The sequence below is a fragment of the Candidatus Izimaplasma bacterium HR1 genome (assembly GCA_000755705.1).
In the GTDB taxonomy this organism is placed as follows: domain Bacteria; phylum Bacillota_I; class Bacilli_A; order Izemoplasmatales; family Izemoplasmataceae; genus Xianfuyuplasma.
In genome coordinates this window covers 809,699-834,079 of record CP009415.1, presented here as the reverse complement: position 1 = coordinate 834,079, position 24,381 = coordinate 809,699, and the positions used below count along the sequence as shown (strand labels likewise).

The window sequence follows — 24,381 nt, the reverse complement described above, 5'->3', positions numbered from 1 at the left end:
CTTTAATCAGTAAAAATCTTTTTTAGATTGAATCTTTCTATGATTATATCTGCGGTTATCTTCGCATCAATATTTGTATTCTCGATTCTAATGTAATTCGAGAAAGGCACTTCTTCGTCAAATGACTGGGTACGGTGGTTTTTGTATGTCTCCAGCATTCTTAATTCACTTGCTTCAATATCCAGTTTAGTCCATTTCTTTTCTAAACGGTTATGTGTTTGATTGCGATCTAATCTTGTCTCTATTCCACTATTTAACTCAATGTAACAAACGTTATGATCTCTAAAGATATTAGAGATATGATCAATATAGTCCCAATCAGTTAACATATCAAATGCCCAAACATAGGTGAAGATTAATCCAGGTTGGTTTGATTTAGCCATTTTCTTGAGGATTTTTTGACGGAAATCATAAATTAGATCTTTTCCTTCTTCCCATGTGAAAAACTGTAAGACAAGATCAATTGTCATATGATTGTGAAAAAGCTTATAACCAGTTTTTTTGGCTAACTCTTCTCCCACTGTCATTTTCCCAACAGCTTGTGGTCCAAAGATAATAATGAAATCCATAAATCCACCTCCTTAAGATAAATATTAACTATCTCTTACTTAGATTATAACAAAAAAAGAGGATTTCTCCTCTTTTATTTTTTTACTGCAGCGTTAACTAATGCTAAGAAGCTTTCAGCGTCTAAACTAGCTCCACCAACTAAAGCTCCATCAATGTCACTCATTGATAATAATTCATCAATATTAGCAGGTTTTACACTTCCACCATATTGAATTCTCATTGCTTCAGCAGTTTCATCGTTGTATAAACCTTTTACAACGCCTCTTATTGCTCTAATAGTATCGTTTGCCATTTCTGAAGTAGCTGTTTTACCAGTACCGATTGCCCAGATTGGTTCATAAGCGATTACTAATGCTTTGATTTGTTCTGTTCCCAAACCTTTTAAAGCAGCTACTACTTGATCTTTAATGTAAGGATCAGTAGTTCCAGCTTCTCTAATTTCTAGAGATTCTCCAACACAAAGGATAGGTGTTAATCCATAGCGGAATGCTTGATGGATTTTCTTGTTTACATCAGTATCTGTTTCATTGTAGTAAGCTCTTCTTTCACTATGTCCTAATACAACATATGTAACACCGATTGATTCAAGTAATGGTGCACTTATTTCTCCAGTAAAAGCTCCATTGTCTAAGTAATGCATAGTTTGTGCTCCCACTCTTAAGCTGTCCCCTTGTCTTTTAACAAGATCTCTTAAGATAGGTGATTGAGCACATACAACACTGTCCACAAATTCACTTGATGGTACTTTCATGTTTACGTTATAGATGAATTGTAAAGCTTCATCTCTACTTTTATTCATTTTCCAGTTACCAGCAATTATTGGTTTTCTCATTTTTTTCTCTTCCTTAACTTAATATTTTTTTTATATCCTTTAGGGCTTTTTCAGCATCTTTACCTGAGCAAACAACTTTAACGTCGCGTCCTTGTGGTACAGCTAAGCTGATTAATCCTAATATGTTTTTAGCATTTACTATGTCATTTTCGTATTGCACAAATACATCTGCTTCATACTTCCCTGAAACTTGTACAATCTTAGAAGCAAGAGCAGCGTGCAGACCAGCAGTGCTATTGATAGTTATTTCTGATTTCATTAAAAATACTCCTTTAACAGTTTGAAACTGTTATCTCTTTTTTAGGTTTGCTTATATTATTATAATTCGTCTACTGCAGCTACACCAGGTAATGTTTTACCTTCTAAGTATTCTAATGAAGCTCCTCCACCAGTAGAAATGTGAGTAAATTTAGGAGCAAATCCTAAACCAATTGCAGCAGCTGCACTGTCTCCACCACCGATAATAGTAGTAGCGTCTAAATCTGCTAAGATTTTACAGATTCCAACAGTTCCGTGTTCGTAATTTGAGAATTCAAATACTCCCGCAGGACCATTCCATACAACTGTTTTTGCATCTTTTAATATTTTACTGTATTTTTCTAATGTTTTAGGACCAATGTCTAATCCCATTTCATTAGCTTTAATATCATCAAATGAAGCGATTCTAGCAGGTGAATCATTGCTAAATTCTGTTGTTACTTTGATATCTAATGGTAATTCAATTTTACCATCAGCTTGCGCTAATATTTCTCTAGCTAAATCTAATTTATCGTTTTCACAGATTGAAGTTCCGATTTCATAACCTTGAACTTTAAGGAAGTTATAACTCATTCCTCCGACAATTAAAATTTTATCTGCTTTTTTAAGTAAGTTAGTAATAACACCAATTTTATCTCCGACTTTAGCTCCACCTAAGATAGCAACCATTGGTCTTTGAGGATCATCTACAGCTCCACCGATAAATTTGATTTCTTTTTCTAGTAAATATCCAGCAGCTACTTCTTCAATATTTGCAGCTATACCAACATTTGAAGCATGACTTCTATGCGCAGTACCAAATGCATCATTAACAAATACATCTCCTAAACTTGCCCAATATTTCCCAAGTTCTGGATCATTTTTAGATTCTTTTTTACCATCAATATCTTCAAAACGTGTGTTTTCAAACATTAGGATTTCACCTTCGTTTAAATTAGCGATAGCTTTTTCTAATTCAGGTCCTCTAGTAAATGGAACAAATATAACTTCTTGTCCTAATTTTTCTGCTAATATAGCAGCAACAGGAGCTAAACTTTTTCCAGCTTTGTCTTCTTCTGTTTTTACACGTCCTAAGTGAGAAAATAAAACTACTTTAGCTTTTCTAGCTACAACATCTTTAATTGTAGGTAAAGCTTGAACGATACGGTTATCATCAGTGATAACTCCATCTTTCATTGGTACGTTGAAGTCTACTCTCATTAAGACAGTTTTACCTTCAACTTTTAAATCTCTAACAATTTTTTTAGCCATTATTTTTACTCCTTTAATTTGATTTCATACATATTATACTAGAAATAGTAAATAATATCCATTAATAACCATGTAATGAAAACATTTTCTTTCACGTTTTCAATAAGCATTTTTCAACTCAAAAATTGTTTGTGCTCTAAGTAATTGCCTTTTAATTTTAACTAGTGAGGCATCTACCTCAATCTCTGTTAAATCACTAAATATTATTTTAGTGAAGCCGTTTAAAGATTCTCTAAATGACAGCACTTTATGATAATTGACGTAAATACAGTCATAATTTCTCATGGATTTTGTGGGAAACAAGATGATTTCGTCATTAACATAGATGGGTAAATTGCTTTTCAAGTTAAGAATAATTCTTGCAGCTTGCTCTCTTCCTTCAAAAGTAGAGAGGTTTTTTATACATTGATCGTTGATGTATTGCTTCAAACCTTTTGTTAAATACTTTGCTTTTTTATCTAAAACTAAGATTCCTTCTGTTGCTCTTTTTACGTATTTCATGTTTTATCACCCAATAAGTAAGTACCGATAGAATTGTAATTTTACTTATGAAAAAAGCAAAAAAAAGTGTACCTAAGTACACTAATCTAATTTCTTGTATAATAGATATCCAACTTCATATCCACTTGCAGTTGGCATTTCTTCATGCATATATAAGTCTTTCTTTGTATGACGTAACTTCCACATATAATAGAAATCACCAGTACTACCACTTAGGTACATAATAGACGCTATTCCAAGTGCAACATCTTTTAAAACAAAAGCAATTATAAGCATTGGGATGCAAACAATATAAACTGGCATCATTAAAGATACTCTCCCAGCATTAACTTTCACAGGTACTTTTGAGATACAATATGCCATACCACTCTTTAGGACTAAGCCAAATTTTATTTGATTCCAACTTGTTTTATTCCAAATCATAAAAGCCATGCCATGGAGTAATTCATGAACGATAACGTATATTAAAAAACTAAATAGTAATATTGATAATTCAATTAAATTAACCGTAAAATCCTTAGGCATAAAGACTATGACTATGATTATCCCAACAACTGTCATCAATAATGTGTACAAGTTTAATTTCATTATAAACTTCATTTTTTCCTTTTCCGGTATTATATTATTTTCAACTACTTCAAAGTTTCCTGTCTCAAAAGCTCTTACCGTTCCTATCTCTCTCATGTCATTGCTCCTCATCTTTTTTTACGTTTGGAGTAAACTGCTTTACTCCACTTCTAAGTATAATTATAACAAAAAAATATCCTCTTTCGAGGATATTTTATTAGTTATTTGATTTTAATCTTAATTCTGATTCTGGATTGAAGAAATGAACACTATGCATATCGAATGCTAACATAATTTCATCACCAATATGAATATCAGTACGAGCGCTAACTTTAGCGGTTAATGTATGATTTCCTACTCGTGCATGAATGTTTGTTTCAGCACCTAATAGTTCAGCTACGTCTACTGTTAGTTTTACCATAGAATCTTTAAACCCAGATAAATCTTTACCATCATCATGGATATGTTCAGGACGAATTCCTAAAACGATATCTTCATTTAATAATTTGTTTTCTTTGATTAATGCAATTTTTTCTTCTGGCACAGCAACTTTAACACCTTCACCAATAAAGAATCCTTTTATTACTTTACCATGAATAAAGTTCATTGGTGGAGTTCCGATAAATCCTCCAACAAACATGTTTGCTGGGTTATCATAAATATCTTTAGGTGCTCCAACTTGTTGGATATATCCATCTTTCATAACAACAATTCTAGAAGCCATAGTCATCGCTTCTATTTGATCATGTGTTACATAGATAGTTGTTGTTCCAATTCTTTCATGTAATTTAATAATCTCAGCACGCATTTGAACACGTAATTTAGCATCTAAGTTAGACAGTGGCTCATCCATTAAGAATACTTTTGCATCACGGACAATTGCACGTCCTAAAGCAACACGTTGTCTTTGTCCACCTGATAATGCTTTAGGTTTTCTATCTAAATAGGCAGTTAATCCTAAAGTGTCAGCAGCATTTTTAACGCGACGTTCAATTTCGTCTTTTGCCATTTTTCTCAGTTTTAACCCAAATGCCATATTATCATATACACTCATATGAGGATATAATGCATAACTTTGGAATACCATTGCGATGTTTCTATCTTTTGGTGCAACATCATTTACTAATACGTCATCTATAAAAAGATCTCCAGCAGTAATTTCTTCTAATCCGGCTACCATTCTAAGTGTAGTTGATTTACCACAACCAGAAGGTCCTACAAATACGATAAATTCTTTATCTCTTACTTTTAATGAAAAGTCGAATACAGCTTGTACACCGTTATCATAAACTTTATCCAAATTGTTAAATCTTAGTTCAGCCATAATGTTCTCCTTTAGCTAATTATATTTTTTTCTCACTGTAATCATTATATAAAAAAGAGAGTGTTTTAGAAATGTGCAAAATGCACAAAACACTCTCTTATACTCTAATAAACTGTAAATAGATCAATAAAACTAGAATAACTACTCCAATAATTCTTATTGTTGTCCTTCTCATCCCGTTATACTCTATTCTAATTCTAAAAATATTTAGAAACATTCTTGGAGAAACCACCATGATAGTAGCTAATAGAATAAATAGATAAACTAAGATATCATACAAGATATCCATTAGTATTTATATAACATATATACTGCGTTGGCACCTTTAAAGGTTTTAACGTTTATATGTGTACTTTCAATAAAGTTATCAACACGGTAATTCAAGGTATTTCTATGCATAAATAGTTTCTTTGCGCTAACACTAGAATTCATACTGTTTTCGATAAACTCTCTTACGGTATAAAGGACATCGTTATTTACTTTAGAAGTAATAAACTCTCTTAATTTTGTTTTTAGTTCTTGATTATCTTTTAATACAATATAGGTAATTATATCTTCAAAGTAGTAAACATTATGAGGTAATTCTTTGATGAAACTTTTAATTGAAGTTCCTAATTTGAACAGTGTATCTACATATGGTTCAATAAATATCGTAACTTCACTATCAAAATCTTCAACTAAAAGCATATGATAACTTTCAAGATCAATTGGTTCTTCGTTATAATAATCAGAATCTATTAGAGTTATAATATCATCTTTTATTGATTCAATGATTATATTGTTATTTAGTTCTTTGAAGAATAAAATTAGTTCCTCATTTAAGTTCTTTTGAAAAATGTAGATTTTTCTTCTCATAATATCACCTAGAATTATTATATCACAAAGAGATATAGGATTGTGAAGAGAATATGAAAAAAGAGCCATACAGGCTCTTTTTATTATTCTACCAAATCTACAATTTCTTGGAGATTTTCTTCATAGGTATTTGTGAATCCGATTGAACTCATTATTCCCAAGTATTGTTCTATCATATATACTTCTTTTTCACTGAAGTATGATTGATTGTATTTTGCTTCTAAATTAAAGATACTTAATGATAGTACCTCATTAGGTGCTCTTTCGGTTAAATCTTCATATTCGAAGTAAACGAACTCTCCATTATTGAATTCGACATTTGCTCTCAATCCAGGTAGTAAATCATCCCCATAAAACACATCGTAAAAACTACTAATTGTATCTTTAACAAGGCGATCCCAGCCTTCAATTTCCGACAGATTTACCCAGTAGTATTTTCCAAAATCAGAGTATTGTACTAATTTCTTATCGTTGGAATATTCAATATAAGTAAAATTTGTAAACATGTCTACCACTGAATCAGTTTGTTGTGTAAGTCTATAGTACTCTTTCGCTTCACCACTAAAATAACTATATACATTACTCGATGAGCTTTGTTTTAGCTGATAAAAATCATTTGTTGCAATATTGTAATAAGAACTTGCTATATGGATTTCGTTCTCGGCATCTACTGCCACTAACTCGTATGAATGTGACTCTTCGTATTCACCTTCAAGATACTTGGTATTAGATATTTTACTATATTCATTTGTGTCAGTATTCAGTTCCTTGTACGTCAGTTCTAATCCAAGTCTGTTACCTACCTTATAAAAGTAAAACTCCACATTAATCTCAATTCCACTTCTCTTATGTGAGAACACAAATAAAATATCAGACCCTTCTTTTTGAAACTCCAACTTATAATCCTCAACATAAAGACTTGTGCAAGTCTCACCCTCAGTTAAATCATAACAATCTCTTAGTCCAAAACTATAAGCTTGCTCTAGTTCTGTTGTAACATACCATAAATCAGAGAATCTTAAGTAATCCCTTTGCTCTGTCAAATTATAGTTTATTAGTTCATGTCTAAGATACTCACGTTTGTATTTGTTAACTACATAGTAATTTTCATCATCAATAATATCGTAATCACTATTGAAGCTAGGATAAGTTTCATCAAGATATTCTGCAATTTCTTTTCCATAACTTTTAAATAGATCTAATGCGTCATCATGTGGATCTATTGTTGTATTCTCAAAATAATCGTTCTTAGGTAATTTAGTACAACCTGTTAAAGGTATGATCATAATTAATAGTAATGAAATTAGTAATTTCTTCATCGCATCCTCCAAATAAAACAGCCCTAGTAGGGGCTAGTATTTTCTCCCTTACTTACATGAATATTATATCACGATTACACTGTAAGATAAATTTTAAAAAAAAGAGCCTAAAAATAGGCTCTTATAGCGATTTGTATAAGTTTGCAACTGTGTCAACATCGAATCCAAAGAATTTAATAGCTTCGTTACCAGGTGCACTTACACCGAATGTTTCAATACCTTTAACGTTTGAAGCAAATTGGTACCACATATCAGGAGCACCCATTTCTAAAGCTAAACGTTTAGTACAAGAAGCTGGTAATATAGTTTCTTTGTATTCTTTTGATTGTGCTTTGAATAATTCCATAGAAGGCATCGATACAACACGTACATTGATTCCTTCTTTAGCAAGTTTTGTTTGTGTATCGATTGCTAGCCCTACTTCAGAACCAGTAGCGATTAAGATACCTTCAAAATCTTGTGCGTCACTAATTACATAAGCACCTTTTTTAAAGTCTTCGTAAGTAGTTTCTTTTTTAACTTCTAAGTTTTGTCTTGAAAGAACGATAACACTTGGGTTCTTTTTACTTTCTAGAGCGCTTCTGAATGCATAGTTAGTTTCATTAGCATCTCCAGGACGGTAAACATTTAAGTTAGGAGTAGTTCTTAACATACTTAATTGTTCGATTGGTTCATGTGTTGGACCATCTTCTCCTACAGCTACACTATCATGAGTGAAGATATAGATTGAAGGGATATTCATGATAGCTGCCATTCTCATTGCAGGTTTCATGTAATCACTAAAGACGAAGAACCCACCACTAAATGCTTTTAAACCGTGTAATGTTAAACCATTAACGATTGCCGCCATAGCGTGTTCACGAACACCAAAACTAATATTTCTACCTAAAGGATTTTTACTTGAGAAATCTCCGTTAACTCCTTTAGCTTTTGTTGATTTTGTTAAGTCAGCAGACCCACCAATTAAGTTAATTAATGCTTCACTTAATGTACCAATTGCTTTTCCTCCACTAACACGTGATGCTTCATTAGTTCCTAATTCAGCTTTAGCTAGTACACCTTCTAAATCAACAGGTAATTCACCATTGATGATTTTTTCTAATTGTGCTGCTTCTGCTTTATAAGATTTTTTATATTCTTTGAATAATTTATTCCAAGCTTCTAATGCTTTATTTCCTCTTTCAACCGTGTTAACTTTGAAATCTTCATAAGCACTTTCAGGAGCTTCAAATTCTGCGTAATCGTAGTTCATTCTTTTTCTCATTGCATCTGTTTCTTCTTTACCAAGAGGTGCACCGTGTGTAGCACTTTCTCCGGCTAAGCTTGAACCAAATCCAATAATAGATTTAACTTCGATAATTGATGGTTGATCTTTAACCCCTTTAGCAACATTAATTGCTTCATTTAATTCATCAAGATCATTAGCATCTCTTACTTTCATATAATGCCAATTCATCGCTTTATATTTATCTTCTACATTTTCAGTATTAGCCCATTTTAATGGTCCATCTAATTGGATATCATTTGAATCGTATAAAACGATTAATTTTCCTAATCCTAAATGTCCAGCTAAACTGATTGCTTCTTGTGTTACACCTTCTTGTAAATCTCCGTCCCCACAAAGAGCGTAAGTGTAATGATCAACAACATTTAATCCTTCTTTATTAAAAGTAGCTGCTAAATAACTTTCCCCGATTGCCATACCTGCTGCCATTGCAATACCTTGTCCTAAAGGACCACTTGTTGCGTCAATTCCTTCTGTATGTAAATACTCTGGATGTCCTGGAGTTAAACTGTTTAATTGTCTAAATTGTTTTAAGTCTTCCATAGTTACTTTATATCCAGCTAAATGTAATGTAGGATATAACATTCCTGTTGCATGTCCTGCTGCTAAAACAAAACGGTCTCTATTAAACCAAAGAGGACTCTTTGGTGTAAGGTTCATTTGTTTTGTATATAGCGAATAAATCATTGGTGCCGCCCCTAATACGATACCAGGGTGTCCACTATTTGCCTTGTTAATTGCATCCATTCCTAAGAAACGAATGGCATTAATACTTTTATCCATTTATATATTCTCCTTTTATCTAATTCTTTTACTTGTACATTATATATGATTACTGAAATAAAATAAACAATTGTACTAACTTTTGAACTTTTGCTCACTATGAAAGGGTTTTTACTGTATTATCATGATTATTACAATTTATTTTTCTAAAGTGTTATAATATCTATTGAAGGTGGTGCTTTTTATGAGAAGAGGTACAAGTAGTTTAGATTTATTATTTGGAGTAATTGGGTTGATTGCAGAAGTTGTTGAATCAAGTTCTCGTAGTTCTAACAGACGAGGAATTAGTTCTTATACACAGAGTGCAAACAAAGGTCCAGCTAATGCCTTATCTAGATTACAGCAAATGGAGCAAGACCATAAAACTGGTGGAGGTCCTGTTTATGATCCAATGAAAAACAAACCTGTTAAAACTGTAAGTAAAGAAGATAGAATGGCAGCATTTGCTGCTCTAAAAAGTGGCAATACATCTCGTGAAATCAAAAAATCTGAGGAGCAAATATCTACAGAAACTTCTACTCCTTACATTGTAAACTCGATAGCAAGACAGGTAAAACTAGAAGTTTTACTACTTAGTTATATGTTTGAAGAGGATGATGGGAGAATCTCTAGGAAAGAGAAAAAAGCTATCCAAAAACACTATAAAACATATGCTAGTAGTTTAGATAAAGACGATTTTGAATATATTAAAGATATTAAGGAATCAGACAATTCTTTAATTAACATAAGAGCTTATATCTCACAACAAAATGTCACGGATTCAGAGATTACTGGTTCTATAAGAACATTAAAAGAGTGTAGTAAAAGTGGAAAACAATATTATCCTATAATCGAGAGAATTGAAAAAACTCTTTTAGAAAGTATGGGGTATTGATGGAAAAAGGTAAAAATCCAAATCAAAAACCAACAAACTACATTGATAGACAAACTGGTGGTATGTCAGCAGGACTTTTTGGTGTAATGAAATCTATATCAAGTGAGATAAAAGCGGAAAGAGAAGCTGTTAGACATCAAAAAATGATGGAGTTAGAAGAAAAAAGAATCGCCTTTGAAAATCCAGGAGCTCATAAAGAGACTCCTAGAAGCTTTTTAGAAGAGACGAAAAAACGAATGGACTATAGAGCAAAACTAGGTAGACTAGAAACACTACTACTTGCTTACGTATTTAATGCAGATGATGGCAAAATATCATTTAAAGAAAAACGTTCTCTTAAGAAGTTTTTTCTTACACTCAATAAAAGAATAACGATTAGTGCTATGGATGAGATAATCGAACTATCCAAAACAACAAGCACTCTAAGTGATATTTCATTGTTCATAAACCAACAACAGTACTCTATTGAGGAACTTGATCATGTGATCAATTCACTTCGAAAAATTTGTATTAAAAATAAAGAATACAATCAAATAATAGATCGTTTAGAAAGATCATTATCTGATAGAATGGGGTATTAAAAATGGCTGAAGGTCCAAGAATATCTGAAATACTATCCTATGCTCAAGGAAAAACAAATCGTGGAAAAGATACCGATATTTCTATGAGAAAAATTGATTCACAGTATATGGGAAACTTAAGAATAAGTAAGGAAGATACCTCAAGAGTATCTAATACTAGTACGAGAATCTCTGAATACAATAATAATGAACCCAAAAGAAACTATCTCGATGAAGCAAGAGAAAGAATGCGCAATAGAGCAAAATTAGCTAGACTAGAAGTTCAACTATTAGTTTATGTTTTTAACACAGATGATGGTAAGATTTCATTCAAAGAAAGACAATCAATAAAGAAATACTCTGTGTCTCTTAATAAACTAATTACTTCAAAAGATATGAATGATATTATTAGAATGTCTAAAACACCTAAATCACTTAATGAAATTCTTAATTTTATTACTACACAAGATGTAAGCAATGAACAGATTAGTAAGGCCCTTCACCTTTTGGAAAAAATTTGCAAACGAAATTCAAGATACAATAAGATAATACTAAATCTTAGAAGCAACCTAGAAAATCTTAAAATGGAGGGTAAAAATGGGGAAATTTAGTGCAAAGCATTTGGCTGCTTCGGCTGCTTATTCAAAAGCATTACGAAGAGCATCAAGCCGTGAAGATGCAAAGTATGTTCGTGAAAAAAATAAGCGAGTATCGGAACAACTTGGTGTTTTTGATAGACGTGGTGTAAAAGAAGAGGATTTAGACCAGGGTCCAGATAGAGATTATTTAAATGATGCTAAAAAAAGAATGATTCAAACTGGAAAGTTAGCAAAGTTAGAAGTATTATTACTAAACTATATATTTCATGAAGATGATGGTAGAATTTCCTTTAGAGAAAAACGAGCAATTGGTAAACACTTTTCAGGATACTATAAAAGAATAACTCTTGCAGACTCAGATTACATCAAAAATCTCTCAAGAACAGATAATTCTTTTTCAGATATTAAATCCTTCATTTTTCATGATGGTGTTGATGATGACACAATAAAAAAAGCAATTCATACTTTAGAAAAAACGTGTAGAAAGACAAAAAACTACAACTCTCTAATTCAATATATCAAGACAAATTTATTAGAGTATAAGATGTATTAATAAAAAAAAGGACCCAATGAAATGGTCCTTTTTTATAGAATTCATCTTCTTATTGCAGTTGTTTCTCCATCTAGTGAAAATACATCCACAGTAATTGTTTCTTTTAGTTGACGATGTTCTTTATCATTTATCATTTGGATTATTTGATTTGCAGCTATTTGACCAATTTTATATGTATCTTGTTTAATAGTTGAAAGTCGTGGTGAGATTAATTGAGCTAAGTCTATACCATCAAAACCAACTATACTAAAGTCTTTAGGTACACTTAACCCTTCATCATTAATAGCTTGAATCGCTCCAATAGCTAACATATCTGAAGCACAGAATATAGCCGTTGGTTTGTCATCTAACTCTAATAGATGATTCATTGCATTATATCCTTCTTCTATACTAAAATGATCTCCTGAGATTAAATAATCGGCTTTCACTACAAGATTGGACTTAATCATCGCTTTTTCAAAATACTCTTTCCTTTTTCTACCTATTTCTTGATTTAAATCGCCATAAATATGAGCGATTTTCTTATGGCCTAGATTTGTTAGTTTCTTGATTACTAGATTTACTCCTTTTTTATTATTAGAAGTCACTGATGAAATCATCGAAGACTCATGATCTATAACACAAACAGGTATCTCCGATTCTAACAGTTTCTTTAAATCATTACTTTCAAAATCAGCACATAAAACAAATACAGCTTCAACCTGTTTCTTTTGTGAATGTTGCAAGTAAGAACCTTGTTTAGATATAAACATAACATCGTAACCTTGAGATTCAACCCTTAGCTTAAAGCTTTCAAGTATTTTCGAGTAAAGAGGATGTTGTAACCCAACACCTGTTACTTCATCAAAGATTACACCAATGGTATATGATTTCTTACTAATTAGACTTCTTGCTGAAGAATTTGGAACATAACCCAATTCTTTACAAAGTTTTAAAATGTGTTTCTTTGTTTTGTCACTAATATCCGAATAATCATTTAAAGCTTTTGAAACTGTTGTGATACTATAACCACTTTTCTTAGCCACATCTTTAATAGTTACCATTACTTCACCTCAATCATTTAGATTTTTGAACAGCCTTAGAAGTAATTGTCACGATTTACGAAACATTTCGAAATCGTTTTCGTATTAATTATAACTCTATATTTTTCTCGAGACAAGAAGTTTCAATATAAAAAAAAGAGAAATCAATTTGATTTCTCTTTAGATGTTATCCGATTGAACCTTCCATTTCGAGTTTAATTAATTGGTTTAATTCAACTGCGTATTCCATAGGTAATTCTTTAGCGAATGGTTCAATGAAGCCCATTATAATCATTTCTGTTGCTTGTTCTTCTGTTAACCCTCTACTCATTAAGTAGAATAATTGTTCTTCAGAAACTTTAGAAACGGTAGCTTCATGTTGAACTTGAGCTTGATTATTAGAAACGATGTTATAAGGTAGTGTATCTGAAACACTTATATCATCAAGGATGATTGTGTCACATTCTACATTACTTTTTGCACCGATTGCATTTTTACCATGTTTGATCATTCCGCGGTAATTAACTCTACCACCTTTTGCTGCCATTGATTTTGAGATGATTTTTGAAGTTGTGTCTTTTCCAATATGGATCATTTTAGCTCCAGTATCTTGGTTCATTCCCTCACCTGCAAAAGCAATAGAGATTGTTGTACCTTTAGCTCTGTCTCCTTTTAGGATGCAAGTTGGATACTTCATATTAATTTTAGATCCGATGTTACCATCGATCCATTCCATATGTCCATCTTCTTCTACTAAAGTACGTTTAGTAACAAGGTTAATTATATTATTGGCCCAGTTTTGAACTGTTGAATAACGACAATATCCACCTTTTTTAACAAATATTTCAACGATTGCAGCATGCAAACTGTATTTAGTATATACAGGAGCTGTACAACCTTCTACATAGTTAATACTTGCCCCTTCATCTACAATTATTAATGTTCTTTCGAATTGTCCCATTTGTTCTGAGTTAATTCTAAAATATGATTGTAATGGTTTATCTACATGAACACCAGGTGGTACGTATATGAAACTTCCACCACTCCATACGGCACTATTTAAAGCAGCGTATTTATTGTCTGTTGAGGGTACTACTTTACTGAAATATTCTTTAAACAGTTCAGGATGTTCTCTTAGCGCTGTATCGGTATCAGTGAAGATTACACCTTGATCTTCTAACTCTTTGATTGTTGAATGATATACTACTTCACTCTCAAACTGAGTTGAAACACCAGCTAAGAACTTCTGTTCTGCTTCAGGGATTCCTAGTTTTTCAAATGTATCTTTAATTTCTTCAGGTACATCGTCCCATGAATCTTCTGATTTATCTGATGGTTTGATATAATATGTTATTTCATCAAAATCAATCACACTCAAATCAGGACCCCAAGTTGGTTGTGGTTTAGCTAAAAACTGTTTATAGCTTTTTAGTCTAAAGTCTAACATCCATTTCGGTTCACCTTTTACTCTTGATATTTCTCTGATGACTTCTTCATTTAAACCCTTACCGGTGTTTAATACACTTGTAGTTTCAGTTTTAAAACCGAACTTATAATCACCAATTATATCCTTTATTTCGTTTTTCGTTTTCTCACTCACAAGTAATCACTCGCTTTCTTCTACTGTTCCTTCAAAGGCTTTCCAAGCGATTGAGGCACATTTAATTCTTGCTGGAAACTTTCTTACTCCACTGTAAACAACAGCGTCTTCTAACTCAACAGTTTCATCATAATTTTGATTAGCTAACATGTTAAGATAGTTTTCAGCAATAACCATTGCCTCGTCTTTTGTTTTACCAATTAGAACTTCAGTCATAACACTAGCACTACTGCAACAAATACTACAACCAGTACCGTCATGTCTAACGTCCTTTACTATTCCATTTTCAACTTTTGATTGAATAGTTATATCATCACCACATGTTGGGTTCTTAATATGAACTGTTTTGTATTCTGGGTCTTGTTTTAATCCTTTATTACGAGGATTTTTATAATGATCCATAATTACTTGGCGGTATAAATTTTCCATGTTATTCATAAATATTCACCTCTTAGAATCCCATTTTCTTAAAGAAGTCTCGTGCGTTTTTAAGAGATTCTACAAACTTATCACAATCTTCTTTTGTATTATATAAATATATTGAAACACGCAAAGTAGCAACTACTTCTAGCCATTTAATGACTAATTGTGCGCAATGATGTCCTGCTCTCATACAAATATTATCTCCATCAAAGAAGGTAATAGCATCATGAGGATGAACACCTTTTATATTGAAACTAATAATTCCGGTTTCACTTGTTGGATTATAGATTTCAATATCTCCGATTTGTTTCATTTTTTCTACAGTGTAATCTTTTAATTCTTTTTCATGTTTTGCTATTTCGTTAAGCCCGATATTTGTTATGTAATCAATCGCAGCTCCAAGTCCAATTGCCTCTGCGATTGGTGGAGTACCTGTTTCAAACTTATATGGTGTGTCTTTCCACGATGCAGCAAATTTTTCCACATTGTCATTCATGTCCCCACCGAATTCAATTGGTGGCATACCTTGTAGTAAATCTTTCTTACCATATAAAACGCCAATACCGGTTGGACCTAACATTTTATGTCCACTAAAGGCTAAGAAGTCACAATCTAAATCTTTAACGTCTATTTTGGTATGTGGAGCTGATTGTGCAGCGTCAATGCTCACCTTTGCCCCTTTTTCGTGGGCTAGAGCGATTATTTCCTTAATCGGAGCAATATATCCCATTACGTTAGAAACGTGATTTAAGGCTACAAATTTTGTTTTATTTGATAATACTTTTTTGAAGTTTTCAATGGTGATGCGGCCTTCTTTATTTAAAGGTACATAAATAAGTTTAGCACCAGTTATATTACTCACGTTTTGCCAAGGCAATACGTGAGAATGGTGTTCTAACTCTGAGACGATGATCTCATCATCTTTGGTTAGATTGTTTAATCCATAACTTGAAGCAACTAAGTTAAGGGCACTTGAAGCACCTCTTGTGAAAACAACTTCATCAAATCGTGAATTGATGAATGTTGCTACTTTATTTCTTGATGCCTCGTATTTCTCAGTAGCAATAAAAGATATATTATATACCCCTCTATGAACGTTAACACCATACTTTTTATAGTATTCGTCCATTGTGTCTAAAACGATGTTTGGTTTTAAACTTGAAGCGGCAGTATCTAAATATGTTAAAGTTATATCTTCTAATACTGGGAAATCTTTTTTGATTTCATATGGATTCATATTATTCACCTAGTTTGTTTTATTTTCGACACTTAAGATAAATTCTTGTTTTAGTTTATCGGTTGTTAAAACTTTTAGTACTGGACTTAAGAATCCACTGATGATTAATCTTTCAGCAACTGGCAAACTTAGTCCTCGACTCATTAAGTAATATAATTGCTCATCATCAATTTTTCCAATTGCAGCACCATGTGATGCTACGACATCGAACTCATCAATTAAAAGTAAAGGGTTAGCGTCTAATCGTGAATTAACACCTAAAACGATACCATTATTTGATTGTCTAGCAATACTTCTTTTCATACCTTTATTGATTTTACCAATACCTTCAAATACAAGGGCTGATTCATTGTTAGCTACTCCGTAGTTTTCAATGTATCCTTCAGTTTCTTTAGCTAGATGTTCTACAAGTTGTGTAAAACTAGCTTCTTGGTTATTTGAAGTAATAGCAACTGTTTTAGTTGTTCCACTTGCGTAATCTTCTTGTAAAAATATATTTGTGTTAGAAACAGTAGCACCATCGTTTACTTCAGCTACTGAGTAATTAGCTCGGGCATATCTTTTTAGAAAAGCATTTCTGGTAATACTAGCAACTGATTTTTTTGTGTATTTACTGATTGCTGTGTATTCTAGTGATGCATTTTCTTTTACGATTGCATTTGAAACGAAGTTAATTGCTGTGTCTGTTTGGTTTGATAAGTATTCAAAATATTTTAATCCTGAATTGTCTTCTAGGACGATTCGGGTATTTTGGACTAATTCTATGTTTTCTTGAACATAAAAAACGTGTAAAACATCTTCAATATATGTGTTTCTTGGTACGTGGATTAGTAATCCACTATTAACATTTTCGACATTGTAGTTATAAGCTTCACCTTCAGTATCATTAACGTATTCAGTGTCTAGAAAGATATTGATTTTCTCAGGTAAAGCATCTTCATATGTCTCTACTGTGATACCGGAAAATGATTCATCTAGTTTTCTTTTTATAATATGTCCATCTTTTAAAACAATATAGTTTTTAAGATCTTCAGTTAATAGTGCTTTAATACTATTTGGTATTTCCTTATTCTTAAGAGGGATTAGTTCGTATGATTTCATTTATAGGTCTAGAGCTTCTTTGGTTGCGCAAACACCAAGCATAACTCTTCTTTCCTCTTCTTCTTTAATTACACGTACATCTTCAATACCAAGTTCTTCTTTAATCCAGTCGTAACCTTCTGTATCAATTCTTGTAATGATTTCCATTCCACCTGATTTAACTACTCTACCTTGCATCATTACATGAACTTTATCTGCTTTGATATAGTCTAATAATCTTTGATAGTGAGTAATTAGTAATAAACCTAGTGAATCGTTTTTCATTGCGGTAACATTTTCACCAACGATTTTTAATGCATCAACGTCAAGTCCACTATCGATTTCATCGAGGATAGCGATTTTTGGGTTTAACATTTTCATTTGAAGAATTTCATTACGTTTTTTTTCTCCACCACTAAATCCTTCATTTAAGTATCTATGTGGTAAGTCTTCATTCATTTTTAAATCAGTAACAGCATGATCTAATTCGCGAATGAACTTGAATAAGCTTACGCTTTTTCCCTCTGCCATTCTTGCGTTTACTGCTGTTTTAATGAAATCACTATTCGTAACTCCTGGTACTTCTGCTGGATGTTGCATACCTAAAAATAAACCAGCACGACTTCTTTCGTCGACTGACATTTTTAGAACATTTTTACCATCTAGTAATACTTCACCTTTTGTTACTTTATATTTAGGGTGTCCCATCACTACAGAAGCTAATGTACTTTTTCCAGTTCCATTAGGTCCCATAATTGCATGTGTTTCCCCACCGTTAATCTCTAAATTAACACCTTTAAGTATTTCTTTGCCATCTACTTCAGCATGTAGATTTTTAATTGATAATGTAGCCATAATTTTCTACCTCCTTGAGTCCAATTTATATTATATATTTTTATAAATAATATTCCAAACAAAATGATATTTTTTTTAATTAATTATTTGTAAAATAAAAAGAAGGATAAAATCCTTCTTATACGTACTGTTTAACTAGGTCTGTGATTACTTGGTATCCCATCTCATTTAGATGGAACCCATCGATTGAATAATCAAGGTTTAATTGGTCGAAATTATTCTTTAAATGTTTATTAATATCTACAAACTTTATTCTATTTCTAACTGCATAATTTTTAAGGTAGTAGTTTAACATTGAGATTTCTGAATTATCTCTTGAATCCACAAACTCACGGTTGATGTAATCATCGTTTGCCGGGTTTACTGGAACAACAGTGAGTAAGTATATTTCTGTTTTCTTACTACGCTTTTTAATTTCCTTAATTATTTCGATAATATTATTATAAACATCTTTTACAGTTCTATTATCAAAACCAAAATCGTTTGAACCAATTGAGATAAACAGTTTACTTGGTTTATATTTAATTGCTCTCTTATAAAGAGTCTCTATTAATGAAACAGTAGTATCACCACTAATTCCATTATTGTAAATTGCATATCCCTTAAAATATTTTTCAATATCTAAGTTTTCGATTACACAATCTCCAAGTAAGACAATTTGTTCTTTATCATAATCGCGATGAGCAATTTCTGATAATTTTAGATTATAATGCTTTTTTATGTTAGTCATATTCATTGTAATATACCTCTATTGTTGTGAGTCGAATTGCTGCTTGAAAACACGTTTAACTATAATAAGGGTCACTAGTGTTAACATAGAAACAATGATTCCTAAAGTTGTGTATCCAAGACCAAATATTATTCCAATAATCGAACTGATCCACAACGTCGATGCAGTTGTTAAACCAGTAATATATCCGTTTGTTTTTATAATAGCACCAGTTCCTAAGAACCCCACTCCTGCAATGATTTGTGCAACTATTCTTTGTCTTTGCACTACTACTGCTTGCATGTATTCAGGGTTTTCACCTAAGAAGGCTAAACTATCAATTACCATGTACTCTTGAACAATAGCCAATGCTGCCGCACCAAAAGCAACAAGTAAGTGAGTGGTCATACCTGCTATTTTATGTTTTTTCTGTCTTTCATATCCAATTAACCCAACAAATAATAAAGTTAATCCTAAACTTTGTAAAATGTATAATATATCGATTGTTTTATCCAAATTAGTCACCTACTTTCATTTGAACATATCATTATAAACGCTTACAATGTAAAAAGCAAGTGGGTTGGGTAAGTTTTTAGTAATTTTTACAAATAAAAAAGGTGGAAAATTCTCCACCTTTTTATTTAAATTGCTTTTTCTTATTCTACTGAGTAATCCATTGCTGCATAACGTTTATACATACTCCAACGACGTTTAGCTTCTGCTAAGTTTCCGTCTAATAAATCATCCGCTTTATCTGGGTTAATGTCATATAGTTGTGCATATCTTGCTTCATTCATTAAGAACTCTTTGTAACGATCCCAACTTGGATCTTTACAATCGATTTGGAATGGATTTTTACCTGTAGTTTCTAAACGAGGATCGAATCTGAATGTTGGCCAGTAACCACATACAGTTGCAAGTTTAGATTGGTTTTGTGAATTAGTTAAACCACCTTTTAATTTGTGTGCGATACATGGTGAGTACGCTAAAATTAATGATGGACCATTATATTCTTCTGCTTCTTTGAATGCTTTAAGAACTTGTTGTTGAGAAGCACCGTGTGATACTTGAGCAACATATACATGTCCATAACTCATTGCGATTGCAGCTAAATCTTTTTTCTTACCGTCTTTACCTGATGCAGTAAATTTAGCAATTGAACCTGTAGGTGCTGATTTAGAAGATTGTCCACCAGTATTAGAATACACTTCTGTATCTACTACTAAGATGTTGATGTCTTCTTTATTAGCGATTACGTGGTCTAATCCACCATATCCAATATCGTAAGCCCAACCGTCTCCACCGATGATCCAGTTAGATTGTTTAACGATATAGTGTGATAATTCTTTAATTTCTTCAGCGTAAGCATCTGTAGAACCTTCAACAAGAGGCATTAATTTATTAAATACATCTAAAGTAATATCTCCATCAGCTCTGTTTTCAATCCATGTAGTAAATAATTCTGCTTCTTCTTTAGAAACGTTATCTTTATTGTTAACGAAAACATTTTGTAATCTATCACGTAATGTTTCGTTAGCATGTCTCATACCGTAACCGAATTCTGCATTATCTTCAAATAAGCTGTTTGCCCATGCAGGTCCACGTCCGTTATCAAGAACAGTGTATGGAGTTGCTGGGAAAGACCCACCATAAATTGAAGAACAACCAGTTGCGTTAGCAATTTGCATTCTTTCACCGAATAATTGTGTAACTAGTTTAACGTAAGGAGTTTCCCCACATCCAGCACAAGCTCCACTGAATTCGAATAATGGTTTAGCAAATTGTGAATTTTTAGCGTTAGCTTTTTTATCCATTAAAGTATCTTTGTAAGAAACTTTGTTGAATAAGTATTCAGTATTTTGGATTTCACCTTTTTCCATTTCTTCATGGATTGGGCTCATCGCTAATGCTTTAGTTTTAGCAGGACATACTTCAACACATACACTACAACCTGTACAATCTAATGTACTGATTTGGATTTTGTATTGTAATCCAACTAAAGCTTTACCAACAGCTTTTTTAGTTTTCATACCTTCAGGAGCATTTGCCATTTCTTCTTCTGTTAATAAGAATGGTCTAATAACACCATGAGGACAAGCGAATGCACATTGATTACATTGGATACAGTTATCTTCAATCCATTCAGGTACATAGTTAGCTACTCCACGTTTTTCATATGCAGTTCCACCGTTATCCATTGTTCCGTCTTCATATCCTGTGAATGCACTTACTGGTAAATCATAACCTTTAATTGCATTTACTTTATCAGCGATATTTCTTACGAATTCAGGACGAGTCATATCTACTTCTTCTTCTTTAGCTACTAAGTTAGTCCATTCAGGTTTAACTTGAACTTCGATTAATCCGGCTTTACCAGCATCGATAGCTTTGTAGTTTTTCTCAACAACTGCGTCACCTTTACGACCATAAGCTTTTTTAGCATATTTTTTCATTAACTTAACAGCTTTGTCATAAGGTAAGATTTGTTCGTTTAACGCAAAGAATGCACTTTGCATTATTGTATTAATCATAACACCTAAACCAGCCTCTTCAGCTAATTTAACGGCATTGATTATGTATAGTGTAGCATTAGCATCAGCTAATTGCTTTTTAACTTTGTTAGGTAATAAAGCTTCTACTTCTTCAGGAGGGTTAACTGTGTTTAATAAGAATGTTCCACCTTGACGAAGTCCAGATACCATATCGTATTTTTCTAAGTATGAATCTTTAGAACAAGATACGAAATGAGGTTGGTTAACTAAGTAAGTACTACGGATTGGATCTTTACCAAAACGTAAATGCATACGAGTTACACCACCTGATTTTTTAGAATCATAACTTGAGTAAGCTTGTCCGTATAAATCAGTGTTTTCCCCGATGATTTTAATAGTGTTTTTAGAAGCACCAACAGTACCATCACTACCAAATCCGAAGAATAATAATTCTGTAGTACCTTCTTGAACAACGTCAATCTCTTCATGTGGTAATGAGTTTCCGTTTACGTCATCAACGATACCAATTGTAAATCCATCTCTTTGTTCACCAGCTAAGTTTTTGTAAACTGCTACGATTTGTCCTGGAGTTGTATCTTTAGAACTTAATCCGTAACGTCCACCAACTATAACTGGAGCATTTTCTTTACCATAGAATACAGATTTAACATCTAAGTATAATGGTTCACCAACTGAACCACTTTCTTTAGTTCTGTCTAATACTGAAATTCTTTTAACAGTTTTAGGTAATTTATCTAAGAAGTATTCAGTGCTCCAAGGACGATATAAATGTACAGTTAATAACCCTACTTTTTGTCCTTTAGCTGCTAAGTAATCTATTGTTTCTTCGATTGCTTCAGTAACTGATCCCATTGCGATAATAACATCAGTTGCATCTTCTGCACCATAATAAACGAATGGAGCATAATCTCTACCAGTAATTTTACTGATTTCAGCTAAGTATTTAGCAACGATGTCAGGTACATTTGCATAGTATTTATCTTGAATTTCACGAGCTTGCATATATACGTCATCATTTTGAGCTGAACCACGTGTAACAGGGTTCTGTGAATTTAATGCTCTTTTTCTGAAACGTTTAACAGCATCTCTATCAATTAATCTATCTAATTCTGCATAATCCATTACTTCAACTTTATTAACTTCATGAGAAGTTCTAAATCCATCAAAGAAATGTAAGAATGGAATACTTGATTCAATTGCTGCTAAATGAGCAACAGAAGCCAAGTCCATAGATTCTTGTACAGATCCACTTGATAAAATAGCGAAACCTGTAGGTCTTGCAGCCATTACATCTTGGTGATCTCCAAAGATTGATAAAGCTTGTACTGCGATACTTCTTGCAGCAACATGGATAACACCTGGTAATAATTCACCAGCAATTTTATACATGTTTGGTAATTTTAATAATAATCCTTGTGATGCAGTGAAAGTCGTTGTTAATGCTCCAGCCTGTAAACTACCGTGTACAGTTCCAGCAGCTCCTGCTTCTGATTGCATTTCAATTACTTTAACCGGCATATCAAATAAGTTTTTCTTACCTTGTGATGCCCATAAATCAATGTACTCAGCCATCGGTGAAGATGGTGTGATAGGATAGATTCCTGCAACTTCAGTAAATGCATATGCATTATGAGCAGCAGCTTGGTTCCCGTCCATCGATTGGAATACTTTTTTTGCCATTTAGCAATACCTCCAATAATATATTATTTATTTAATTTTATAGTGCTTACATACAGTTTAGATTATAAATCATTTTATTATTTTTTACAACATTATAAAATGCAATTTATTACAAATAAAAACACTTACATTTTACTATTTGTAACAATTCTTAAAAACAGTATATATTATTTGGAAATACTATGAAAATCAACAAAAAAAAGACACTATTTTAAGTGTCCTTAGTTTTTGATAATTAATCATTTATTTTATTGAATCTAGGAACTTTTCTGTTTTATCTAAATATAAGTTAGCAATAAAGTTAAAGTCTACTCCTAAATCAATACTTAAACCGATAAATTCTTTATATAAAGCAACATTATGCCATTGAAGACATTGGAATGCTCTAAAGAAATATAGTCTATTATATTCTTTTGTTGATGGTTGGTGTCCTAAATAAACTGGTAGTAATGAAACAGCGTGGTTAAAGTCGTTATTTCCGAAACATGCAATATCATAAAATGGATCGTTATTTCCGGTGAATTCCCAGTCCATTAAACGCAACCCATTATCAGTAACGACAAAGTTAGATATTTGTGAATCACCATGAGTTAAAGTTAGGCGTTTATTATCCATATATTCTTTAGATAATTTTTCCCATCTTTTCTTAAGTTTTAAATATCTATCTGTATGTTTATAATCATACTCTTCTAAATGTGACTCATAGAACGCTAAACGTCCTTTAGGATCATAATCATTTTCTGCTTTTAAACTACTATTATGAATTTTATGTAATACTTCAGCTGCTTTATTTAGGTAATCTAAAGGATTTAGTTCGCTTAGTGGTTTACCTTCAATATATTCAGCAATTTTATATCCTGATTCAACGTCTAAGAATAAGGTATGATTGTTTAACCCTAATTCATTAACTGTATTGATATTTTTTTGTTCAATAATTCTATCAACAAATTTTTCAGCATTTTTACCGGGGATACGAAATGTGTATTTCTTATCATTTATCTTAAAAACATAAGTATAGTTACTCATTCCTCCCATTAATCTTTCTACTACTTCTACTTGATTAGAATTTATCCCAAATACTTCTGAAGTAACTTCTTTAATAACTTGTTCGTTTGTCATCATTTGTATCCT

The 24,381-nt window shown here is 32.2% G+C and carries 24 protein-coding genes; 4 read left to right on the top strand and 20 right to left on the bottom strand.

The window, feature by feature from the left end:
* Positions 1-2: 2 nt before the first annotated feature.
* The 10 genes from KQ51_RS04160 to tkt all read right to left on the bottom strand — a co-directional run bounded on the left by KQ51_RS04160 (position 3) and on the right by tkt (position 9,545).
* Complete coding sequence (locus KQ51_RS04160; protein ID WP_038469267.1) at positions 3-569, bottom strand: AAA family ATPase; 567 nt, start codon at positions 567-569, stop codon at positions 3-5.
* Positions 570-643: 74 nt separating this feature from the next.
* Positions 644-1,402: a triose-phosphate isomerase gene (gene tpiA / locus KQ51_RS04155; RefSeq protein ID WP_038469264.1), complete on the bottom strand. Its 759-nt coding sequence runs from the start codon at positions 1,400-1,402 to the stop codon at positions 644-646.
* Between the two features lie 13 nt (positions 1,403-1,415).
* The gene (locus KQ51_RS04150; RefSeq protein WP_038469261.1) at positions 1,416-1,661 is read right to left on the bottom strand and encodes an HPr family phosphocarrier protein; all 246 of its coding nucleotides are present in this window, start codon (positions 1,659-1,661) and stop codon (positions 1,416-1,418) included.
* A gap of 59 nt (positions 1,662-1,720) precedes the next feature.
* Complete coding sequence (locus KQ51_RS04145) at positions 1,721-2,911, bottom strand: phosphoglycerate kinase (protein WP_038469258.1); 1,191 nt, start codon at positions 2,909-2,911, stop codon at positions 1,721-1,723.
* A 99-nt stretch (positions 2,912-3,010) separates the two neighbouring features.
* Positions 3,011-3,412 carry a competence protein ComK gene (locus tag KQ51_RS04140; RefSeq protein WP_038469256.1) on the bottom strand — a complete coding sequence of 134 codons (402 nt, stop codon included), beginning with the start codon at positions 3,410-3,412 and terminating at the stop codon, positions 3,011-3,013.
* Between the two features lie 81 nt (positions 3,413-3,493).
* Positions 3,494-4,096: a DUF3267 domain-containing protein gene (locus tag KQ51_RS04135; protein ID WP_038469253.1), complete on the bottom strand. Its 603-nt coding sequence runs from the start codon at positions 4,094-4,096 to the stop codon at positions 3,494-3,496.
* Between the two features lie 100 nt (positions 4,097-4,196).
* Positions 4,197-5,303 carry an ABC transporter ATP-binding protein gene (locus KQ51_RS04130; protein WP_038469250.1) on the bottom strand — a complete coding sequence of 369 codons (1,107 nt, stop codon included), beginning with the start codon at positions 5,301-5,303 and terminating at the stop codon, positions 4,197-4,199.
* A 288-nt stretch (positions 5,304-5,591) separates the two neighbouring features.
* Entirely contained in the window at positions 5,592-5,990 is a 399-nt protein-coding gene (locus KQ51_RS04120; protein WP_437178354.1) for a helix-turn-helix domain-containing protein, read from the bottom strand.
* Positions 5,991-6,241: 251 nt separating this feature from the next.
* Positions 6,242-7,477 carry a hypothetical protein gene (locus KQ51_RS04115; protein WP_038469239.1) on the bottom strand — a complete coding sequence of 412 codons (1,236 nt, stop codon included), beginning with the start codon at positions 7,475-7,477 and terminating at the stop codon, positions 6,242-6,244.
* Between the two features lie 121 nt (positions 7,478-7,598).
* Positions 7,599-9,545: a transketolase gene (gene tkt / locus KQ51_RS04110; RefSeq protein WP_038469236.1), complete on the bottom strand. Its 1,947-nt coding sequence runs from the start codon at positions 9,543-9,545 to the stop codon at positions 7,599-7,601.
* Positions 9,546-9,729: 184 nt separating this feature from the next.
* Between tkt and KQ51_RS04105 the strand changes: the two genes are divergently transcribed.
* The 4 genes from KQ51_RS04105 to KQ51_RS04090 are packed head-to-tail and all read left to right on the top strand — an operon-like array spanning position 9,730 to position 12,131.
* On the top strand, positions 9,730-10,419 hold the full coding sequence (locus tag KQ51_RS04105) for a hypothetical protein (RefSeq protein WP_038469233.1): 690 nt from the start codon (positions 9,730-9,732) through the stop codon (positions 10,417-10,419).
* Positions 10,419-11,000 carry a hypothetical protein gene (locus KQ51_RS04100; RefSeq protein WP_038469231.1) on the top strand — a complete coding sequence of 194 codons (582 nt, stop codon included), beginning with the start codon at positions 10,419-10,421 and terminating at the stop codon, positions 10,998-11,000. Before KQ51_RS04105 ends, KQ51_RS04100 begins: the two co-directional genes overlap by 1 nt.
* A gap of 2 nt (positions 11,001-11,002) precedes the next feature.
* A complete protein-coding gene (locus KQ51_RS04095; RefSeq protein ID WP_038469230.1) occupies positions 11,003-11,590 on the top strand; it encodes a hypothetical protein in 588 nt (195 codons plus the stop codon).
* A complete protein-coding gene (locus KQ51_RS04090) occupies positions 11,577-12,131 on the top strand; it encodes a hypothetical protein (protein ID WP_038469227.1) in 555 nt (184 codons plus the stop codon). The genes KQ51_RS04095 and KQ51_RS04090 overlap by 14 nt, the downstream gene beginning before the upstream one ends.
* Before the next feature lie 41 nt (positions 12,132-12,172).
* Here KQ51_RS04090 and KQ51_RS04085 read toward each other — a convergent pair whose 3' ends face one another.
* From KQ51_RS04085 to KQ51_RS04040, 10 genes are all read right to left on the bottom strand, one after another.
* Positions 12,173-13,174 carry a LacI family DNA-binding transcriptional regulator gene (locus KQ51_RS04085; RefSeq protein ID WP_038469224.1) on the bottom strand — a complete coding sequence of 334 codons (1,002 nt, stop codon included), beginning with the start codon at positions 13,172-13,174 and terminating at the stop codon, positions 12,173-12,175.
* A 166-nt stretch (positions 13,175-13,340) separates the two neighbouring features.
* Positions 13,341-14,729: a Fe-S cluster assembly protein SufB gene (gene sufB, locus KQ51_RS04080; protein WP_437178353.1), complete on the bottom strand. Its 1,389-nt coding sequence runs from the start codon at positions 14,727-14,729 to the stop codon at positions 13,341-13,343.
* A gap of 30 nt (positions 14,730-14,759) precedes the next feature.
* The gene (sufU, locus tag KQ51_RS04075; RefSeq protein WP_038469219.1) at positions 14,760-15,191 is read right to left on the bottom strand and encodes a Fe-S cluster assembly sulfur transfer protein SufU; all 432 of its coding nucleotides are present in this window, start codon (positions 15,189-15,191) and stop codon (positions 14,760-14,762) included.
* Positions 15,192-15,204: 13 nt separating this feature from the next.
* A complete protein-coding gene (locus KQ51_RS04070; protein ID WP_038469215.1) occupies positions 15,205-16,413 on the bottom strand; it encodes an aminotransferase class V-fold PLP-dependent enzyme in 1,209 nt (402 codons plus the stop codon).
* A gap of 9 nt (positions 16,414-16,422) precedes the next feature.
* A complete protein-coding gene (locus tag KQ51_RS04065) occupies positions 16,423-17,514 on the bottom strand; it encodes a SufD family Fe-S cluster assembly protein (protein WP_052609169.1) in 1,092 nt (363 codons plus the stop codon).
* Complete coding sequence (gene sufC / locus KQ51_RS04060) at positions 17,515-18,348, bottom strand: Fe-S cluster assembly ATPase SufC (RefSeq protein WP_038469213.1); 834 nt, start codon at positions 18,346-18,348, stop codon at positions 17,515-17,517.
* Between the two features lie 118 nt (positions 18,349-18,466).
* Complete coding sequence (locus tag KQ51_RS04055; protein ID WP_038469210.1) at positions 18,467-19,084, bottom strand: GDSL-type esterase/lipase family protein; 618 nt, start codon at positions 19,082-19,084, stop codon at positions 18,467-18,469.
* A 12-nt stretch (positions 19,085-19,096) separates the two neighbouring features.
* Positions 19,097-19,573: an MgtC/SapB family protein gene (locus KQ51_RS04050; protein WP_052609166.1), complete on the bottom strand. Its 477-nt coding sequence runs from the start codon at positions 19,571-19,573 to the stop codon at positions 19,097-19,099.
* A 140-nt stretch (positions 19,574-19,713) separates the two neighbouring features.
* Entirely contained in the window at positions 19,714-23,250 is a 3,537-nt protein-coding gene (nifJ, locus tag KQ51_RS04045; protein ID WP_038469208.1) for a pyruvate:ferredoxin (flavodoxin) oxidoreductase, read from the bottom strand.
* Between the two features lie 243 nt (positions 23,251-23,493).
* Positions 23,494-24,372: a choline/ethanolamine kinase family protein gene (locus KQ51_RS04040; protein ID WP_232958016.1), complete on the bottom strand. Its 879-nt coding sequence runs from the start codon at positions 24,370-24,372 to the stop codon at positions 23,494-23,496.
* Positions 24,373-24,381: the final 9 nt, after the last annotated feature.

What these genes read in the sequence shown, in the direction of transcription:
- KQ51_RS04160 (WP_038469267.1), bottom strand. Translation starts at nt 569, where the DNA reads ATGGATTTCATTATTATCTTTGGACCACAAGCTGTTGGGAAAATGACA.
- tpiA (WP_038469264.1), bottom strand. Translation starts at nt 1,402, where the DNA reads ATGAGAAAACCAATAATTGCTGGTAACTGGAAAATGAATAAAAGTAGA.
- KQ51_RS04150 (WP_038469261.1), bottom strand. Translation starts at nt 1,661, where the DNA reads ATGAAATCAGAAATAACTATCAATAGCACTGCTGGTCTGCACGCTGCT.
- KQ51_RS04145 (WP_038469258.1), bottom strand. Translation starts at nt 2,911, where the DNA reads ATGGCTAAAAAAATTGTTAGAGATTTAAAAGTTGAAGGTAAAACTGTC.
- KQ51_RS04140 (WP_038469256.1), bottom strand. Translation starts at nt 3,412, where the DNA reads ATGAAATACGTAAAAAGAGCAACAGAAGGAATCTTAGTTTTAGATAAA.
- KQ51_RS04135 (WP_038469253.1), bottom strand. Translation starts at nt 4,096, where the DNA reads ATGAGAGAGATAGGAACGGTAAGAGCTTTTGAGACAGGAAACTTTGAA.
- KQ51_RS04130 (WP_038469250.1), bottom strand. Translation starts at nt 5,303, where the DNA reads ATGGCTGAACTAAGATTTAACAATTTGGATAAAGTTTATGATAACGGT.
- KQ51_RS04120 (WP_437178354.1), bottom strand. Translation starts at nt 5,990, where the DNA reads ATGCTTTTAGTTGAAGATTTTGATAGTGAAGTTACGATATTTATTGAA.
- KQ51_RS04115 (WP_038469239.1), bottom strand. Translation starts at nt 7,477, where the DNA reads ATGAAGAAATTACTAATTTCATTACTATTAATTATGATCATACCTTTA.
- tkt (WP_038469236.1), bottom strand. Translation starts at nt 9,545, where the DNA reads ATGGATAAAAGTATTAATGCCATTCGTTTCTTAGGAATGGATGCAATT.
- KQ51_RS04105 (WP_038469233.1), top strand. Translation starts at nt 9,730, where the DNA reads ATGAGAAGAGGTACAAGTAGTTTAGATTTATTATTTGGAGTAATTGGG.
- KQ51_RS04100 (WP_038469231.1), top strand. Translation starts at nt 10,419, where the DNA reads ATGGAAAAAGGTAAAAATCCAAATCAAAAACCAACAAACTACATTGAT.
- KQ51_RS04095 (WP_038469230.1), top strand. Translation starts at nt 11,003, where the DNA reads ATGGCTGAAGGTCCAAGAATATCTGAAATACTATCCTATGCTCAAGGA.
- KQ51_RS04090 (WP_038469227.1), top strand. Translation starts at nt 11,577, where the DNA reads ATGGGGAAATTTAGTGCAAAGCATTTGGCTGCTTCGGCTGCTTATTCA.
- KQ51_RS04085 (WP_038469224.1), bottom strand. Translation starts at nt 13,174, where the DNA reads ATGGTAACTATTAAAGATGTGGCTAAGAAAAGTGGTTATAGTATCACA.
- sufU (WP_038469219.1), bottom strand. Translation starts at nt 15,191, where the DNA reads ATGAATAACATGGAAAATTTATACCGCCAAGTAATTATGGATCATTAT.
- KQ51_RS04070 (WP_038469215.1), bottom strand. Translation starts at nt 16,413, where the DNA reads ATGAATCCATATGAAATCAAAAAAGATTTCCCAGTATTAGAAGATATA.
- KQ51_RS04065 (WP_052609169.1), bottom strand. Translation starts at nt 17,514, where the DNA reads ATGAAATCATACGAACTAATCCCTCTTAAGAATAAGGAAATACCAAAT.
- sufC (WP_038469213.1), bottom strand. Translation starts at nt 18,348, where the DNA reads ATGGCTACATTATCAATTAAAAATCTACATGCTGAAGTAGATGGCAAA.
- KQ51_RS04055 (WP_038469210.1), bottom strand. Translation starts at nt 19,084, where the DNA reads ATGAATATGACTAACATAAAAAAGCATTATAATCTAAAATTATCAGAA.
- nifJ (WP_038469208.1), bottom strand. Translation starts at nt 23,250, where the DNA reads ATGGCAAAAAAAGTATTCCAATCGATGGACGGGAACCAAGCTGCTGCT.
- KQ51_RS04040 (WP_232958016.1), bottom strand. Translation starts at nt 24,372, where the DNA reads ATGATGACAAACGAACAAGTTATTAAAGAAGTTACTTCAGAAGTATTT.